The 16065-nt window shown below is 66.2% G+C and carries 19 protein-coding genes and 1 tRNA gene; 2 read left to right on the forward strand and 18 right to left on the reverse strand.

Annotated features, from left to right (window positions below):
* The 18 genes from ABT360_RS26505 to ABT360_RS26590 all read right to left on the reverse strand — a co-directional run.
* Window positions 1-3895 (reverse strand): hypothetical protein (locus ABT360_RS26505; protein ID WP_351821432.1); only part of this gene is annotated, 3895 nt, incomplete at its 3' end.
* Window positions 3896-3899: 4 nt separating this feature from the next.
* Window positions 3900-4085: a hypothetical protein gene (locus ABT360_RS26510; RefSeq protein WP_351821436.1), complete on the reverse strand. Its 186-nt coding sequence runs from the start codon at window positions 4083-4085 to the stop codon at window positions 3900-3902.
* Between the two features lie 194 nt (window positions 4086-4279).
* Complete coding sequence (locus ABT360_RS26515) at window positions 4280-4618, reverse strand: phage tail assembly protein (protein ID WP_351821439.1); 339 nt, start codon at window positions 4616-4618, stop codon at window positions 4280-4282.
* 108 nt (window positions 4619-4726) lie between these two features.
* Window positions 4727-5467, reverse strand: a complete 741-nt coding sequence (locus ABT360_RS26520) for a phage tail tube protein (RefSeq protein WP_351821442.1) — start codon at window positions 5465-5467, stop codon at window positions 4727-4729.
* Window positions 5468-5543: 76 nt separating this feature from the next.
* A complete protein-coding gene (locus ABT360_RS26525) occupies window positions 5544-6038 on the reverse strand; it encodes a hypothetical protein (RefSeq protein WP_351821445.1) in 495 nt (164 codons plus the stop codon).
* On the reverse strand, window positions 6038-6421 hold the full coding sequence (locus ABT360_RS26530; RefSeq protein WP_351821448.1) for a DUF5403 family protein: 384 nt from the start codon (window positions 6419-6421) through the stop codon (window positions 6038-6040). Before ABT360_RS26530 ends, ABT360_RS26525 begins: the two co-directional genes overlap by 1 nt.
* On the reverse strand, window positions 6421-6669 hold the full coding sequence (locus ABT360_RS26535; RefSeq protein ID WP_351821450.1) for a phage head-tail adapter protein: 249 nt from the start codon (window positions 6667-6669) through the stop codon (window positions 6421-6423). Before ABT360_RS26535 ends, ABT360_RS26530 begins: the two co-directional genes overlap by 1 nt.
* A gap of 83 nt (window positions 6670-6752) precedes the next feature.
* Window positions 6753-7214, reverse strand: a complete 462-nt coding sequence (locus tag ABT360_RS26540; protein ID WP_351821453.1) for a hypothetical protein — start codon at window positions 7212-7214, stop codon at window positions 6753-6755.
* 66 nt (window positions 7215-7280) lie between these two features.
* Complete coding sequence (locus tag ABT360_RS26545; protein WP_351821456.1) at window positions 7281-8342, reverse strand: hypothetical protein; 1062 nt, start codon at window positions 8340-8342, stop codon at window positions 7281-7283.
* A 78-nt stretch (window positions 8343-8420) separates the two neighbouring features.
* Window positions 8421-8951 (reverse strand): hypothetical protein, encoded by a 531-nt coding sequence (locus tag ABT360_RS26550; protein WP_351821458.1) that lies wholly within the window; start codon window positions 8949-8951, stop codon window positions 8421-8423.
* Window position 8952: 1 nt separating this feature from the next.
* Entirely contained in the window at window positions 8953-9990 is a 1038-nt protein-coding gene (locus ABT360_RS26555) for a VG15 protein (protein WP_351821460.1), read from the reverse strand.
* Complete coding sequence (locus tag ABT360_RS26560) at window positions 9990-11417, reverse strand: phage portal protein (RefSeq protein WP_351821463.1); 1428 nt, start codon at window positions 11415-11417, stop codon at window positions 9990-9992. Before ABT360_RS26560 ends, ABT360_RS26555 begins: the two co-directional genes overlap by 1 nt.
* Window positions 11418-11449: 32 nt before the next feature.
* Complete coding sequence (locus ABT360_RS26565) at window positions 11450-13096, reverse strand: terminase (protein ID WP_351821466.1); 1647 nt, start codon at window positions 13094-13096, stop codon at window positions 11450-11452.
* Between the two features lie 18 nt (window positions 13097-13114).
* Complete coding sequence (locus tag ABT360_RS26570) at window positions 13115-13543, reverse strand: phage terminase small subunit (RefSeq protein WP_351821469.1); 429 nt, start codon at window positions 13541-13543, stop codon at window positions 13115-13117.
* Between the two features lie 23 nt (window positions 13544-13566).
* Window positions 13567-13809 carry a hypothetical protein gene (locus ABT360_RS26575; protein WP_351821472.1) on the reverse strand — a complete coding sequence of 81 codons (243 nt, stop codon included), beginning with the start codon at window positions 13807-13809 and terminating at the stop codon, window positions 13567-13569.
* A 1-nt stretch (window position 13810) separates the two neighbouring features.
* Window positions 13811-13883: transfer RNA gene (locus tag ABT360_RS26580), tRNA-Trp, on the reverse strand.
* A 322-nt stretch (window positions 13884-14205) separates the two neighbouring features.
* The gene (locus ABT360_RS26585) at window positions 14206-14676 is read right to left on the reverse strand and encodes a DNA (cytosine-5-)-methyltransferase (RefSeq protein WP_351821475.1); all 471 of its coding nucleotides are present in this window, start codon (window positions 14674-14676) and stop codon (window positions 14206-14208) included.
* Complete coding sequence (locus tag ABT360_RS26590; RefSeq protein ID WP_351821478.1) at window positions 14618-15127, reverse strand: DNA cytosine methyltransferase; 510 nt, start codon at window positions 15125-15127, stop codon at window positions 14618-14620. Before ABT360_RS26590 ends, ABT360_RS26585 begins: the two co-directional genes overlap by 59 nt.
* A gap of 400 nt (window positions 15128-15527) precedes the next feature.
* Here ABT360_RS26590 and ABT360_RS26595 point away from each other — a divergent pair, with 400 nt between their 5' ends.
* Both ABT360_RS26595 and ABT360_RS26600 read left to right on the forward strand, forming a co-directional pair.
* Entirely contained in the window at window positions 15528-15761 is a 234-nt protein-coding gene (locus tag ABT360_RS26595; RefSeq protein ID WP_351821481.1) for a hypothetical protein, read from the forward strand.
* The gene (locus ABT360_RS26600; RefSeq protein ID WP_351821484.1) at window positions 15758-16063 is read left to right on the forward strand and encodes a hypothetical protein; all 306 of its coding nucleotides are present in this window, start codon (window positions 15758-15760) and stop codon (window positions 16061-16063) included. Before ABT360_RS26595 ends, ABT360_RS26600 begins: the two co-directional genes overlap by 4 nt.
* The last annotated feature ends 2 nt before the right edge of the window (window positions 16064-16065 follow it).

Genomic DNA, 16065 nt, shown 5'->3' on the forward strand with positions numbered 1-16065 from the left:
GCTTGAGAAGCTGAGTCCGGTCCTTGTTGATCCGGTCCTTCAGGCCCTTCGAGGCGTTCTTCGGAATCTTCGCCGTCAGCTCTTGCAGCGACTTCTTGACGCTGTCGTACTGGGATTCCAGACCCTTGATCAGACCCGAGATGATCAGGCGACCGGCGTCGTAAAGGAGCTTGGCGTCCTTCGGGGCCGGGCCCTTCCAGTCCGTGAGCTTGCTCGTCAGGTCGCCGAGCGTGCTCTTGACCGAACCGAACATGCTCTTGAGGCCGTCGATCAGACCGGTGATGATCTTCTTGCCGGCGTCGAGAAGCAGAGACTTCGCGTCGGAGAAAATCTGCTTGACGTTCTTCGGGATGTCCTTTACGAACTTCACGCAGTCGTCGATCTTCTCCTTGAAGACCTTCTTGACCGCTTCCCAGGCGGTACCCGCCTCGGACTTGATCGTCTTCCAGCAATCACCGAAGAACTTCACGATGGCTCGGAGAGCCTCGCCAGGCGCAGCCTTCAAGTTCGCGATGAACGTCGACCAGTTCGTCTTGATCGAAGCCCAGATCGAGAGCGCGGTTCCCCTGATGCCGTTCCAGATGTTGTCCCAGAGGGACTTCAGCCCGGCCAGAATCTTCTTGCCGACACCCAGGATTCCGACATTGATGAACACCATGAAGGCGCCCTTGATAATGCCCCAGATGCCGGAACCGATCTGCTTGATGCCGTTCCACATCCGGCCCCAGTCCCCGGTGAAAAGACCGGCGAAGGTGTTCCAGACGCCCATGATCAGGTCGAACGTGCCCTCGAAGAAAGTCGCGACGCCTTCCAGCGCCCCAACCAACGAGTCGAGGAGAATTCCTGCCAGCCACTCGATCGCCGGTACCAGGATCGGCATGATGAAGTCGACTACAGCCTTCAGCTTTTCCAGGAGAGGCTGAACGGCTTCCATCACCTTGGCGAAAGCCTCGGAGATTTTCGGAAGGAATTCGGCGGCGAGGCGCTGCACAACCGGGATGAGCGGCAGAATTGCAGCCGACAGAATCGCCATGAGGATTTCGATGACCGGCTGAAGGGCGGCCGACATCGTGGCAAAAGCCGCGGTCAGGATGGGGATGATCGGCGTCAGGCCCGCAACGAGCGCGTCGATCAGCGGAACGACGGCCGTAACCACGGCCATAATCAGCGGGGCCAGCGCGGCGACAACGCCGCCCAGTGCCTCCCCGAGGAGTCCGATCAGCGGCTCGATCGCGGGGACGAGCATCGTGAACGCCTCGGACAGAGGCGTCAGGACAGCCGCGACCAGCGGGCCGAGCATCGTCAGGAACGAGCCGACCAGGGTCAGGAGGCCGCCGAACGCAGCACCGAGCGGCTCCATCGCCGGGGCGAGGGCCCACACCGCCTGCTGCATGCCGTCGAAGACGGCCCGGATGCCTTCGGTTACCGCCGGCTGATTCAGCGCGGCAGCGATGGCGCCCACAGCCGTGCCGATGATGTTGCCGACCTGCGGGAGGACGCTGGTCAGGAGACCGACGAACTCTCCCAGGAACGCCTTCAGGTTGGCGCCGCCGACGATTCCGATTTCCTCGATCGCCAGGTGCGCGGCGTAGAACAGCATCCGCATTGCGTCTTGGACGCCAGAGCTGTCGATAGCCGTGTGAATCCCGGCAAGGGTGCTTCGGATCATTCCGAGCGTGGAACCGCCAGCCTCGGTGGCTGCGCGAGAGATACCGGCAAAGATGCCGCCGACCTCGTACAGAATTCCGCCGAGATCCTTCAGAGCTTGGATGCCCTGGTCGATCTCCTGCTTGAGGCCGGACTCGCCCTTCCTCTCCATCCAGGCGTTCGCCTTTTCGGAGACATCCACGAACCACTGCGCGAGCTGGGGGAGATACCCTGCGCCGACCGTTCCCAGAATCTTGATCATGTTCGCCCAGGTGGCAGTGCCGCCCGTGGCGATCTCGATCGACTTCGAGAGGTCGTCGAACATGCCGCCCAGCGCAGGGCCGACGGTCGACTGAATGGCGGTGGCGAAGCCGCCGAAGAATGAGCCGAGTTGTGTGGAGGTCTTCCCGAACCCGGCCTCAAGCTCGGGCAGAAGGGAATTGATCAGCTCCCGGATCGGCGCCTTGGCCTTGTCCCAGAAGTTGTTGCTGATCAGGTTTTGGAGTTCGGAGAACTTCCCCTTGACCTCGGGAAGAACCTTGTTGAAGTCCTTGAAGGCGGCGACCGTGACACCCAGGCCGATCGCCATTCCGCCGAGAATTCCGGGCAGAGCGAGGGACGTTGCCCCGATCTGCGCGAGCGAGGCGGACATCGTGAACAGGTTCGAGGCCGCGCTGATACCCCACGCCGACAGGCCCGCTATCGCGGTCGCCAGGGTGCCGATGATCGGCGCGTTCTTGTCGAGGTTCTTGATCGAGTTGCCAAGGCGCTCGAACATGTCGCCCAGGACGCGGGCGCCCGACAGGGCTTGCAGCATCGCCGTAGCCGTCGCGGCTGCCGAGAGCTGCACGCGCGGGACCAGCTCGACGATCCGGTCCCGCGAGAGGGTCGCCATGTGTGCGAGCGTCGCGAGGATGCCGGTACGGGAGACTTCGGGCTCGATCGTGGCCTTGAGGCCGTCGATCTTCTCCTGAAGGTCTTCGATGTCCCGCTCGACCTTGCGCTTTTCCATCGCGTCCAGCTCGGGAGTGATCTTCGCCTTCAGCTCCCGCATCTGCTCGAAGGATGCTTCGAGCTGCCGCTTCGTCTGGGCGACCATCTGCTCGTCGAGCTTTGGCCGGACCTTGAGCGCGTCCATCTGGGCCTGGATCTCGTCGCGCGCCTTCTGGGCGGCCTCGCGATCCGCGGTGACCTTGGCCTGGATCTCGGTTTCGAGAATGGCCTTCATCTGGGCCTGGGCGGTCAGGAGAGAACGCCGGTCCATCTTGACCTTGATCTCTTCCCGGCCCATCTCGGCGAGCTGGTCTTCGATCTGCTTCAACGCGCCCTCGACGGAAGACATCGACTTCTTGTCGACGGTCAGGTCAAGGGTCAGGTGCTTTTCGAGGCGCTTGCGCGCCTTCAGGAGAGACGCCTCGTCCATCTGGACCGAGAGGTCGATCTCCTTGAACTTCTCCAGCTCGGCGTCAATCTTCGCGATAGCGGCCTTGACGGAGTTCGTCGAGCGGGGGTTGAAGCCGATCTCCAGGCGGAGGAGCTTTTCGAGCCGCTCCTTCTCCGCTTCGAGGGACGCCTCGTCGAGCTTGACCTTCACGTTCACGGCCCGAAGGTCGGAAAGCTCCCGGTCGATCTGGGCGATGGCCGACTTCACCGAGGACTGAGAGTCCTTGTCGACGCGCAGGTTGATGTGCGCGATCTCGCCGAGGCGATCCTCGAACATGTCGACGGCCGCGTTCAGGGAGTCCGCGTTGATGTCGATGTCGATGTCGGTCTGGGCGAGTTCGTCGAGCGCGGCCCGGACCTTCGATATCGCCTTGGACACCGACGCCTGCGAGTCGAGGTTGACCCCGAGACTCAGGTCCGACAATTCCTGGTCGGCGCCCTGGCGGACCCGCCGGGCCTCCTGGATCATCTGCTGACCGGAGGCCCGGAAGGTGATGCGGTGTTGGTTCGCCCGCTGCTGGTACGCCTGTGCGGCCTTCTTGACCTCCGACGACATGCCGGTCAGGTCGAGCTTCGTGAAGAAGCGGATCTTCCGGGAGTCGGTCGACTTGTTGTCCCGGTTGATGTCGCGCACGGCCTGAAGGACATCGGAGCGGGCGCCGGCAGCGTCGGCCTTCGTCCGAATCGTGATCGCGAGATCGTTCTCGATCTTTTCGAGCTTGGTCTTCAGGTCTTGCTTGAAGCCGGACGTGTCCGGCATGACCTTGACCGCAATGCGACCGACGATATTCGGTTCCGACGCCACGGGCTTACCTCCGCTGGAAGTGCTTGTAAATCTCCGCGACGGTCCGCGGCTTCTTGGCCTTGTCCTTTTTCTTCTCGGCCTTGGTCGCCTTTGGCCTCGGATAGGCCGGAATCTTCGGAGCCTTGCCCTTACCCCACTGGCCGGTCGCCCTGGTGTTTTGGTTGAGGGCGTCAAAGAGGTCAGCGGTCAAATGCCGGTCCTGACCCCAGCCGAAATGCTCACGACCGCCAGACGCCAGAGCGACAGTGAGCGACGTGTCGGGAAGCCTCTGCACGAGCAGAAGGACGAGCGCAGGGGAAGGCCCCCGGCCCGCTACCACGTCGGCGAGATCGACGCCGAAATGGAAAAGCAGGTCCGGGTACAGGCCCTCTCCGTACTCGTCGATCAGTCCTGCGAGGCCGAGGCTTCCCCCACCTGAGTGCTCTCGCCGTAGTGGCCGAAGATTTCGGCGAGGATCGCGAGGTCACCGTCCACGGCTTCGAGGAGCTTGTCGGCGGCCTTCTCCGACTCCGCGATGGTGCGGATGGCCTGGGCCAGAAGCTCGGCCTGGTCGGTGTCCTCCTTGCCCATCTCTTCCTGAAGGGACAGGAGCGCGTCACGCCGGGTCTTCGGCAGGCGGAGCGGGTTGAGCAGACGGACAACGTCCTCGCCGAAGGTGATGTCGGTCGAGCCGTACTTGCGCTCAGCGGCGGCGCGGATGTCGTCGAGGGAGAAAGAAGCCATGGGGGTGCGGACCTCCGGAGTGAGAAGACAGGAAAGGAACTGCGGACCTGAGAGAGAAGGGGGGAGCCCGGCGCGGGCGGGTCCGCATCACACCCGCGCCGGGAGCTATCAGGCGGCCTGACCAGCCACCCAGGTAGTGCCGTTCCAGTACGCCTTCGAGCCGTCGCCGAGGACGACGTGCTGACCGGTGGTCCACGCGCTCGTCGGGGTGGCGATGACACCGGACATGGCGGCGAGGTTCTCCGGGGCGACAGCGCCAGCCGGGCTGAAGGCGCCAGGCGTGCCGGCGGAAGCGCCGGTCGCGAGGACGCCACCCAGAGGCGTGATCGCGTACGTCCAGACGTTGTTGCCGTAGGCCATCGGCTTGACGCCGAGCGGCAGACCGGCGAGGGACTCCGTGTCGGAGATGGCCATGTCGTCCGCGCGGTAAATCTCGGCGCGCGGGGCGTAGAAGGCGAAGTGGTTGTCGCCGTCGATGAAGATCGCCATGAAGGCCGCCTGCGTCGGCTGCGGGTCCGTGGGGACACCGACCGAACCGTCCGGCAGGATCGGCGCGTTGGCGCCGAAGTACAGCTTGAGCGCAGCGGTATCGAACTGCTGGAGCGTGAACGTCATGGTCTCGGTCCGCGCGCTGTACTTGGTGCGGAGGGACTTGTTCTGAAGCGACCCGATGGTGGTCGCCTCGCCACCCTCGGACGTGATGCCGAAGATGTCTTCCAGGGAGGTGTGTCCGACGTTCTGCCACGGGCTGACCGGGGTCAGGAGATCCGCCGGCATGTTCGTCCCGACAGGGGCCGTCAGGTAGTTGCCACTGCCTACGACAAGGGTCGCGTTGTCGTTGATCGCCAAGAGGCTGCATCCTTACTCGCGCACGACAAAGGCCCGGCACCCCGAGATGGGGTCCGGGCCTTGCGTGAAGGGGCTGTTAGGGGGTGTAGGGGCGAGTCCGCGGCTTGCGGATCTGCACGTCGTAGATCGACTCGTAGCGCCAGATCCCCGTAGGGAGGTCGGCGTACTGAACCGGGCCGGTCGCGGTCGCCCAGTCCGTAGCGCGTCGCGGTGCGCTGTTCAGGTCCACGCGGATGATGTGGCCCCTGCGCGGGTAGACCTTCTGGTTCAGCCAGGCGTCCCGCAGGACGACGCGCACGGCCTCGGAGAGGATCGCCGCGTCTTCGTCCCCGTTCGGGTCGGGCGCGAAGCAGTTGACGACGATGCGGGCGGCGTCGGTGAAGCGGGTGTCGCCCTGCCACTCGCCCCATGTCGGGTCGCGGCGGACCAGGACCAGGGGGAACGTCTCGTGCAGGTCAACGAGGGACTTCACCCGGATTCCGGGCAGGCCCTCGCGCAGTACGGCGAGAAGGAGATCCTCGACGGGGGACAGCTCCGCCATGGCCTTGATGTGGTCGGGGAGTCCTGCCATCAGTCGAGGTGCACCTTGCCCTTCCGCTTCTTGGGCAAGTTCGCGGCGCGGGCCAGAATGAACAGACCCTCAGAGGCCGGGATCACGTCGAGGTACTTCGTGCCGTCCTTGCGCGTCTTGACGACGATGGACTCTGCGCGGCCGTACTCGATCGACAGGGCGGCGTCCTTGCCTCGCTCGTCGTCGAGGATCACGTACTTGTCGATCCGGCCGTCTTCCACGTCGATGTGCGCGTGGCCTTCCTGGCGGTGCTGGAGTAGCAGGGCCTCGGCTCGCGCGGCGACTTCGAAGCGGGCCTCGTCGAGTGACCGCTGTACGCCGGGCATGCGGGCGATGTACTCCTCCAGCTTCTTGCCGGCGACCGTGTTGTAGACCTCTGCCATCAGGGTCGCTCCCTAATGTCGATCGACCAGTGCCGTGTACGGCGGTCGCCGTGGTGGTAGGCGGGCGGCGTCACGATGTCCCACATGCGGCCCTGGTACTCGACGCGGGACCACAGGGTGACACCCTCGACATGGGCGTCCACGATCATGCGCGTCACGTTGATCTGCTGCTGGCCGGGGACCTCGGCCTTGCCGCTTCGCTGGGGGATGAAGGCGGCCCGGACCGTGACGGGGTTGTCCTCGTCCACGGCGATCACCGTGTTACCCCGGTTGTCGACCAGCTCCTTTGTCCGCCACACGCGGGCCGTCTGGCCTCGTCTGCGCTGGACACTCACCAGGGACTCACCCCGTCGCTGAAGAACGGGAAGGGGTCGCCGTTGTAGTCGACGGGAACGTGCCCGGCCGCGTCACGCTGGGGGAGCTTCGTACCCCAGGCGGAGACGGCCGCGCTGTAGATGCCGCGCTTGCGCCCGGCGAGGTCTTCGAGGAGACGGATCTCCCCACGGGTGAAGTACACGGTGCCGGCGTCTCGGCCGTGAGCGTCCGACCAGGCCAGCGTCTCGTCACCGGCCCGGCTCTGTGTGTAGCCGTTGGGGTTGCGCATGTAGCGCGCGGTGGACTTCAGAACGAGCGTCTTCACCAGGCGGGGCGCCGTGGCCTCGGGCCACTCGCGGCCGTAAGAGGCCGCAAGCTCCGAAGCATCCACCAGCGCCCCCGAGGCGATGCGCTCCTCGTCCGCGTCCAGCTCCCAATCGAGACGGCCCTTCAGCTCGTCGAGCGTGGCGTAGGCCAAGCTGACTCCTTTCGCCGAGGACCGGCGACCGTGCAGGTCCAATGTTTACACGGCCGCCGGACTGGATCAGGCGTTGGCCGGGTCGGTCTCAGCCTTCATGCCGGTCGGGGTCCACACCTTCGCGTCCGAGACGCCGGTGATCTTGGCCAGCTCGGACGAGGCCGCCGGGTAGTTCGAGGCGCCGTCGAGGGTGAGCTTGATGCCCCGGACGAAGTGCTCGCCGGTCGAAACGATCTCCTTCTCGTTCGCCGCGTCCCAGCCGACCAGGACATCGGTCACCGAGCGGAAGCCTGCGTAGGTGTTCACGACGGAGCGGTCCTGCATGTAGAGCGGGTCGTAGTCGCGGACCCACCGCAGGGCGATGGACTCGAACGAGGTGGTCGCGCCGTAGGGAACGGACTGCGGGACGCTCGGGGCACCGGACAGGAAGATGAACGCCGAGGACGCGAAGGCGTACGCGGCATCCGCCGGGATGGTCTGGTCGACCACGATGCGGAAGCCGAAGCGCTCACCGATGGTGGCGGTACGGAGCGCGGTCTCGGCCTCGCTGTCGCCGACGTTCTGCGCGAGGTTGAGCTTGTCGTCGTTCAGGAGCGCCGACTCGAACTCGGTACCGACCAGAAGGTAACGGCCCTCCTTCGGGGCGTGGAAGGCGTTCAGGACCCGGCGGGCTTCGATGAGCGCGCCGCGAAGGTTCTGCCCCGCGTTGCCGATGACGGCGTTGTACGCCTGGCCGGTCAGGAGGTTGACGGCCCGGCGCTGGAGACCGCGAGCGACCGCCTTGGACTGCGGGCGCAGGAGCTTAGACCAGTTGTCGATGTCGAAGTCGTTCTGCTCGTCGGTGAGCTTGACGGCCGAGTAGACGTTCCCGCCGAAGGTGACAGCGATGGTCCGCTCGCTGTACTCGTCGAAGACGATCGGCGAGGTTCGGTCGTTCCTCCACCCGTAGTCGTGGAACGGGAGGATTCCCTCGACCTTCATCGAGATCGTGTCGTTCTCGGCGCCCTTGAACTGGTCAACGCCCTGCTTCTGGAACAGGTTCGGGATGACGAGTTCCTGCTCCAGCATGCCGACTGCGGCATTGACGAGCTTCTGCGGCTTGACTACCTGGTGCTGAGGGGTGGGCAAGGGAGCTACCTCCGGGGGCATGAAGAAACCCCCGGCCGAGTCAGCACGGGGGTTGAGTAAGGGGGGTCATCGGGGGCGCTAGAAGCGCCGTGAACGCCGCGCGAGCTTGCGCGGGTCCATCTCGCCGTCGTCCTCGTCGTCGGACGGCGTGAGGCCGCCTCCCAGGGCGGGAGGAGCGGCAGGGGTGACGAGTGCCTGAAGGGCCTTCGCGTCGGCTTCCAGCTCCTCGGGAGTGGTGCCGCGCAGGCGTCCGGCCAGCTCCTCGGGGAGGTCGTACTTCCGGGCCACGGACGCGACGACGAGGGAGTGCTCCAGCTCCGCGTTCTTCTGCTTCACCTCGGCGAGGGCGGCCTCGAACTCCTCCGGGCTCTTGGCTCCGGAGAGCTTCGTCTCGGCGTCTCGCAGTCGAGTGCGGTAACCGGCCGCCTCGTTGCGGACCTTGGCCAGCTCCTTGCGGGCCCACGGGGGAAGTTGGTCTTCCTCGTTGGTGGACTCGCCGCCGGCACCGGCCTTGTCGTCCGGCTTCTGCTCGTCGTCCGGCTTCTGCTCGGGCGGAGTCTCGCCGGGCTTCTCGTCGGTCGGCTTGTCGTCAGGCTTCTCTTCGGGCACGTCACGCCTCCGGGGCTGTGTCGGTGGACTGCCGCGCCTCCAGGGCTGCGGCTCGTTGCTTGCTGCGGATGAAGCGGCGCCATACGGTCACCGCGGCCTTTCCGCTGTGGCCCTTCGTGACCTCCGGCCAGAGGGCCTCGTACTGCCGCGAAAGCGCGGTCAGCTCACTCGACTGGTACTGATCCCGGTTCCAGACCGGCATCGCGTAGCAGTTGCAGTTGTCGTGGTACTTGTCGCCGTCGTTGAACAGCGCGGACTCGCGGCTCTTGTAGACCGGGCCCCGACTGATCAACATGGCGCACCAGCCGCACGGGGTGCCCGTCCGCGACAGGCGTACGTACCCGAGGGCGCGGCCGTCGCGGCGCATGTGGTTCCAGTTGGTTGACCTGGCGCCGTTCATGGCGACGCGGGACGCGGCTGCGGCCTGCTGTACGCCCGCCTGGCGGTGGGCTTCGTTGGGGTCGGCGTCCTCGACGGTCAGGCGCCGGTCGAGGTTCGCGGTGCCGAGGGCCTCCAGCGCGATCCGAAGCTCGGCCTCGGCCTGGCGCTCGATGCGCTCCTCTTCCTCGCGCAGCCCTTCGAGATCCTCGACGAGGACCCGCTCCCAGTCGGGTTCGTCCTCGTCGTCTTCGTCGGGCCGGGCGGGCGAGGCTTCCCCGTCATCGACGGTCGCGGCCTCGCCCCCCTGTTCAGTGGGCGGCTCATAGGTACCCGCCAGTTCGGCGAACTCCCTGCGCAGGTCCGCCAGGGTCACGTACGACGGTTCGGGGTGGTACGGATCGACGACGGTCCGGCCGGTCTGGAGCGCTCGGGCGAGCCGGTAGTAGGCCCGCGCGAGATCCCGGCTCTGCCGGCGACGGCTCATGACCAGCGTGATCGCCTTACGGAGCCAGGCGCCAGCCGTAGCCGCTCGCCGCTCAACCGGGACATCCGCCCACAGGGCGAGGGCCTCGGCTGTGGTCCTGGCCCCGATCTCCGTCAGCGCGACGTGGAAGGCGGCCGAGACTTCGTCGGTCTCGACCATCCTCGACAGGGCCATTACGCAGCCACCGCCACCGAATCCGCGGTGACCCGCTCAGGCTCGCCGGTCGCCCGCGTGAGCGCGGAAGCCAGCTGACCTACGGAGTCTTCCTCGTCTGCGAGGTCGTCCCACTCGTCCAGCTCGGTTTGCGTGACGTTCGGAACGCGTTTCCACAACCCCTTGGCGGGGATACCGAGTTGCTCCCTGAGCTTGCCCAGGGCGTCAGCGGCCTGCGCGAGGGAACGCTGTTCCATGTCGCGCCAGATGACCTCGCCCTTGAAGTCGTCCATACCGGCAGCGCCCTCCAGCTCGGCCGCCAACCGGAAGACTCTCTCCCAGGCTTCACCGAACACGGTCCGGAACTCCTGGATCTTGCGGGAGAGTGCCGTCTCGGCGGCCTGCAAGGCTTCGGCCGACAGGTTGGCGATTTGTCCCAAAAGGTGATGAGGGGGGACCTGCGCGACGGCGCTGAGGTGCCGGATGCTCATGTCGATCGAGTCGATGAACCCGCCGAGCGGAGTCTCGTCCAGCGATCCAAACTTTACATCCGGGTCCTCCGCGAACAAAAACCTCTTCGCGTTGTGGTTGATGGGCAGGGGGATCGGGTTGCCCTGCTCGTCGTAGACGACCTCGCCCGTCTCCGGGTCACGCTGAACCGGCGGGGCCATGCCCGTCACCGTGCGGACCTTCGTGGAGCCGTAGGACTGTGCGAGGAGCAAGTCGAAGATCGTCTGGTTGATGCGGTTCTGGAGCGGGATCATCGGCTCGATCACGCCGACCGTGCGGCCTTCGAGGTCGACCGATGCGGCGAAGCGGGTGACTGGGCATTCCGAGGCGCCGTGCCGCTTGCCCTTGCTGACCCTCACGCCGTCCGTGTCGTCGAGCGACTTGAACCGCACCGCGTACTCGAAGCGGCCGTCCCACATGCGGGCGGTGCCGGCGGATTCAGCGACCGGCCAGGTGACGACGGTCAGCGCCGCATAGGGCGTGTCATCGTTCGCTGGGTCTTCGTAGAGCGCGGACGTGCGGAGAGCGGACAAGCCCTTCGTCAGAACCTTGCCCTTCACCCGCTCGGTCAGGGTGAACGCGTGCCCGTACGTCAATGCGCCCTTGTAGATGGCCGACTGGCGGGCGTCGAGGCGGGACCGCTGCCAGTGCTCCCACTGCGGGGAGGCGAGGTCCGCAGCCGAGCCCTTGCCCTGGTCATCACCCGCGCGGTAGCCGTCCACGTAGAGGGCCTGCGCTGGGGTGTTGACCAGAAGCGGCGTCCAGTTCGAGATCGCGCGCTTCGCGAGGAGCCGGTACTCGTCGTCAGCCATGGCGGGCATGTACGGGTCGTCATGCCTGCCGTGGAGGTAGTTGTCGATCCGGGTCAGCCGGTCTTTGTCCCGGCCAAGGATGGCGAGGAGCTGCACCGCCAGGGAGGCGGGCGTGGGGTCGGCCATGGTCACCACCCTTGGGTCTCATCTTTACATCGCTACAGGAAGAACCCTCGGCCGGTCCGCTTACGGACCTTCTTGCCTCGGGCGCGAAGGTCGAACAGGGCCTCGTGCGCGAGCATGAGCGCGGCGTAGGCGTCGACCTTCTTGGGGCTCTCTCGGCTTTCCTTGCCGAAGCTGACCCCGTAGTTGTTCGTCCGGCGCCGCGCGTTCAGTACGTGCCGGCGGAGCTTGCGGTCGCCGTCGTGGGAGACCTTCCGGTCGAAGATCGACCTCATGAGGCGCTCGTTCGCCAGGGTCGACGCCTTCAGGCTGGTACGCATGTCCCAGCCGATCGCGTCCTTGCCGGGCGCCTTCACGGCCAGGCCCTCGCCGTACGCCGCCGACCACTCGGAGATGTAGGACTCCCAGAGCGCCACGTCGGCGTAGAAGCCCTGCACCTCGAAGAGGCGGAAGGCGTCGTGCACAGCCGAGTCGACCTGGGCGCGGGGGACTTCCCAGTCCTTCCCCTGCGGGCCGTCCGGCTTCTCCCACAGGCCGAGCACGAAGGCGCACATGTCGCTGACGCGCAGAGCCACCAGGGCTGTGCTGTCGTCGCGGAGGCCGCCATCGAACCCGAGCGTGATCTCGTCGCCGGGCTGGAGCTGCTTGTCGTCGTCCCGCAGGACATCCCACTCGGCCGGGCCGAAGAGGGCGTCCTCGCTCGCAACGATCTGGTTCAGCCACATGCGCCGCGAGCGGCTGGGCGCGATGGTCGTGTCGAGGATCGACTGAAGGATTGTCTCGACCCGCAGCCACACCGCGTCACCGCGGATCTTCGGGAGCACGATCCTGATCGCCTCGGGCGTCAGGGGCGTAGCCGGATGGGCCTCGATCGAGTCGTACATGAAGCCGATGTCGGCCGCGCGGCCTTCGAGGATCTTCTCGTACGCCTCGCGCATCTTCTCGGCCACGGAGTCTTCGCCGGGAAGGTAAGCGTTCGTGATCGCCAGATACCGCGAGTCCTTCTTCGTCGCGTTACCGTCGATCGTCTCGTACATGCGGTCGCCGTTGTTGCCGGTCACCCAGTGGTGCGTCTCGTTGAGCACGGTGAAGGTGACTCGGCCGCCTTCGAGGGCGCGGAACGAGCTGGTGACCGCTTCGAGTCTCTGCCTGCCGCCGTTCGCACGGATCAGCTCGGCACCGGCCTTGATGCCGTACGTCTCGATGAGCTTGTCGCTCATGAGGCTCGGCATCAGGGTCATCGTGTTGCGGGTCTGGTCGCGGCTGACGGCCGCAATCTGCACCCACGCCTGGGGGTGGGGCACGCCGACCGGCTGCCCGTCCGGGCCCCAGTGCGAGAAGCGGCTCGGACCGACGAACTCGACAAGCGAAATCACGGCCAAGAGGGGGTCCTTGCCCCAGCCCTTGAGCCTCTGCAAGACGCCCTTGCGGTAGGTGAACCGGCCGGTCTCGTCGACCGCGTACCACCACAGGACGAAGCGGAGCTGCTCGCGCGTGAAGCGCCAGGGGCCGCCGTCCTCTGCCTTCAGGAACTCGGCGCACCAACCGGCGATCTGCCAGCCGAGCGTGTGCTCGGGGAGCTTCCACGAACCGTCCGGCTCCCGCAGCCACGTTGGGCCGAGGAAGCTCGGTTCGAGGGCGTCGATCTCCTCGTCGGTGAGCTTCGGGGGAGCCTTCATCATGGCGGCTCACCCCCGTAGCTATTCGGCGAGTCCGAGATCCTTCTTGTAATCGGCGATGGCGAGGACAGCCGCGGACTGCTCCTCGGGCTCGGGCTCATGCAGTTCGATGCGCACACGGCGCCGGTCGCCCTCGGCGACGAGGAGTCGCTCGAAGGCCGAGTAGATGGTCTGGAGCATCTGACCCGACCGCTTCCCCGACTTCTTGTAGAAGGAGAGGTCTTCGCAGAGGGAGTAGGCCAAGGCCCAGTCAGATGCCTGGTAGAAGTCGGCCTGCCCGGACTCCTTCAGGGAGTCCCACAGGCGCTTCGCGATCGGGTGCCAGGAGCGGTCGCCGTTGGGCACCTTCGTGGGCCGGGCGACGCCGCGCGTCACCGACTGAACGTCGCTGCCCTTGCGTTCGCGCGGGCGAGCCAGGTCGGCTTCACGGTTGGGTACGGGGCCGGGCACTGGCTCACCTCCTTCGAGTCAGATCAGAACGCGCCGCCGCTCAGGAAGTGAGCGGACAGCCAGCCGCAGAACGCGAGCAGAGCAAAACGCCGCAGTCGCACTGAGCCCGTGACGGCAGGCCGAGGTTCATCGTGTCGTCCGATGCCGAACCACTTCCAGACATGCTCGGAGAAGGTGTCTCCCCGGTCGTCTCGTGCAAGAGCTACTCCTTCGATGACGCCGAAGGCCGCAAGCCATGCGACCCACAGCCACGACCAGATGTCCATGCAGGCCGAGAGGGACTCGAACCCCCAGCCACCGGCTTTGGAGACCGGCGCTCTACCAGTTGAGCTATCGACCCTTGCGGCTCACAGCAGGCCGGGGTGACCCTCGGTCCTGCGGAACCGCCGATCCATGCGCTTGCGCTTCGCGGCCAGGGCGAGAGCGCCTTCGCGCGACGATTTGGCCTGGTGATGCCACCCGCAGAGCGATCTCAGGTTGGCTTCTCGATGGTCGTCACCAGGCACGATGTGGTCTACGTCCGTTGCGACTTCCTCGCAGCGCTTCCCGTACTGGTCACGGGCGGTGCAGCGATTTCCGTCCCGCCGCAGGACGCGGATTCGGATTCTCGGCCAGTCCGCCGGCAGACGCTCGCGCCTGTCCGACTCGGACCAGTTCGGCATCTACACCCCCAGGTCGAGGAGAGCTGCGAACGCGAGTGATGCCTGTTGAGGGACGACGCCGTTACCGAGGATCTGGAGCTGTTGTCCGCGCGTCAGGCCGGGAATGTCGGTGACGTGCCCGGCGGGCAGGCCCATGAGCCACTCGACCCATCGCGCGGTGACGCGCGGGCTGCCCTGAAGACCGATCTCGGTAGGCGGGGGAGCGGCCCGGCCGGTCACGTCCTCCCAGTGACGAATGCCGGGGAGGTACTCGCCCCACCAGGAAGCGGGGGAGTGGGCGCCGTCGACCGCAGGCTCGGGCTCGCGGCCCTCGCGCAGCGCGCACGAGTAGGGGAGGGAGAAGGACGCCTCGTCATCGAGGGTGGGACCGTGGCCGCCCGCCCTTCGCTCGGCCGGGGGTCGGGGCCCGCCGTTACTGCCGAGGTTCGCGGTCGGCGTCTTCAGGGGTGGCGATACAGAACCAGCGGTCACGGAGGTGGGGAGCACCAGCTTCGGAAGCTCGTACGCACACCCACCGCGCGCTATACCCGAGCGCGGCCAGGTCGGAGACGACGACTTCGAGGCCGCGCGTCCGGAGGTTCGAGACGTTCTCCAAGAAGATGAGCTTCGGTCGAATGACGCGAACTGCTTCAGCGACGTGGACCCAAACTCCAGAACGCTCGCCTCGTATGCCAATTCGGTTCCCCGCAATGCTGATGTCCTGGCAGGGGAACCCCGCTGTGATCACGTCGACCTGGCCCACGAGCTGAGCCCAGTCGATCTCGCAGATGTCGCCGAGGTTGGGGGCGTCCGGGTATCTCTCGGCCAGGACGGCGCTCGGGCCGGGCGCGCTCTCCGCCACGTACACGACGCGGCCGTTCACGAGAGGGGCCACAGCCATGCCCAAGCCGCCGTAACCAGCGCAGAGTTCGAGGAGTCTCAAGCAGACCCCCTCGGGCGAAAGACGTACGTACGTACTCGCGTCTTCCGTCTTCGACCAGGGGCCCCTTCGGGGCCAAGCCTGCAACTCGCGCTGTACGTACGGCGTCTTCATGCAGGCGAGCCCCGTTAGGGGCTCAAGCCTCGCGAGCCTTGCGACTTACGTACTTACACTTAGAAGTCGCTAAATGATCTTGCTTTCGGAAACGAGAAAGCCTGTGACCTCGCTCACGCTCCGGCGGCGCCCGAAGGGCGACGGCGAAGGAGTGCAGCGGCGAAGGAGCGATGCCGCCCGGAGGGCGGACAGCATGAAGACGGCTTGCGACTGTGGCGGCCTGCCGGCCGCCTCTTCGTGAAGACGTGAAGACGTACTTCGCCCAGGCGAGCGCAGCTATCGTGGACGCATGAGCGACGACGTGCGCAGTGTGCCGCTGAACCTGCCGTTTCTGATCAACACGGAGACCGGTGAGCCTCTCTTCTCGGCTCACTCCGTTGCCCAGATGATCCGGAACATCGCCAGCGCACACCGCGAGCGCCCGTTCAGCGCTGACGACATGGAGCGCGTCGCGGACGCGCTGGACATGGAGATCCTTTCGGCCGTCGTGAGGCATCGAGACAGGCAGGGCGGGGAGTCATGACGAGCGACGAACGGCCCATCATGCGGGCCGCCGTGGACCCCCTCGACGACTTAGTCCTCGCCGTACGAGGCGACGGGAACGGCGCGGCGCCGGACTACGAGTTGCCGCCGGCAGTCACCCTCGACAAGGCATCGGAGGTGCTCGGGCTGGACCCGGCCGAGGGTCTGCACATGGCCGAAGGCGGCTCGTACCCCGTGCCCGTGATCAACGTCGGCCCGGAGGGATTCCGCGTCGGCACCGCACTTCTCATCCGCGCCGTTGGGCTGGACCGGGTGCGACGGTCCCTGCGCGTCGAGGGGTAGAC

Origin of the sequence: Streptomyces sp. NPDC000229 (genome assembly GCF_040300825.1) — a bacterium.
In the GTDB taxonomy this organism is placed as follows: Bacteria; Actinomycetota; Actinomycetes; order Streptomycetales; family Streptomycetaceae; genus Streptomyces.

Coding starts and splice junctions, on each gene's coding strand:
- ABT360_RS26515 (WP_351821439.1), bottom strand. CDS start 4,618: ATGGCTTCTTTCTCCCTCGACGACATCCGCGCCGCCGCTGAGCGCAAG.
- ABT360_RS26525 (WP_351821445.1), bottom strand. CDS start 6,038: ATGGCAGGACTCCCCGACCACATCAAGGCCATGGCGGAGCTGTCCCCC.
- ABT360_RS26530 (WP_351821448.1), bottom strand. CDS start 6,421: ATGGCAGAGGTCTACAACACGGTCGCCGGCAAGAAGCTGGAGGAGTAC.
- ABT360_RS26555 (WP_351821460.1), bottom strand. CDS start 9,990: ATGGCCCTGTCGAGGATGGTCGAGACCGACGAAGTCTCGGCCGCCTTC.
- ABT360_RS26560 (WP_351821463.1), bottom strand. CDS start 11,417: ATGGCCGACCCCACGCCCGCCTCCCTGGCGGTGCAGCTCCTCGCCATC.
- ABT360_RS26565 (WP_351821466.1), bottom strand. CDS start 13,096: ATGATGAAGGCTCCCCCGAAGCTCACCGACGAGGAGATCGACGCCCTC.
- ABT360_RS26575 (WP_351821472.1), bottom strand. CDS start 13,809: ATGGACATCTGGTCGTGGCTGTGGGTCGCATGGCTTGCGGCCTTCGGC.
- ABT360_RS26595 (WP_351821481.1), top strand. CDS start 15,528: ATGAGCGACGACGTGCGCAGTGTGCCGCTGAACCTGCCGTTTCTGATC.
- ABT360_RS26600 (WP_351821484.1), top strand. CDS start 15,758: ATGACGAGCGACGAACGGCCCATCATGCGGGCCGCCGTGGACCCCCTC.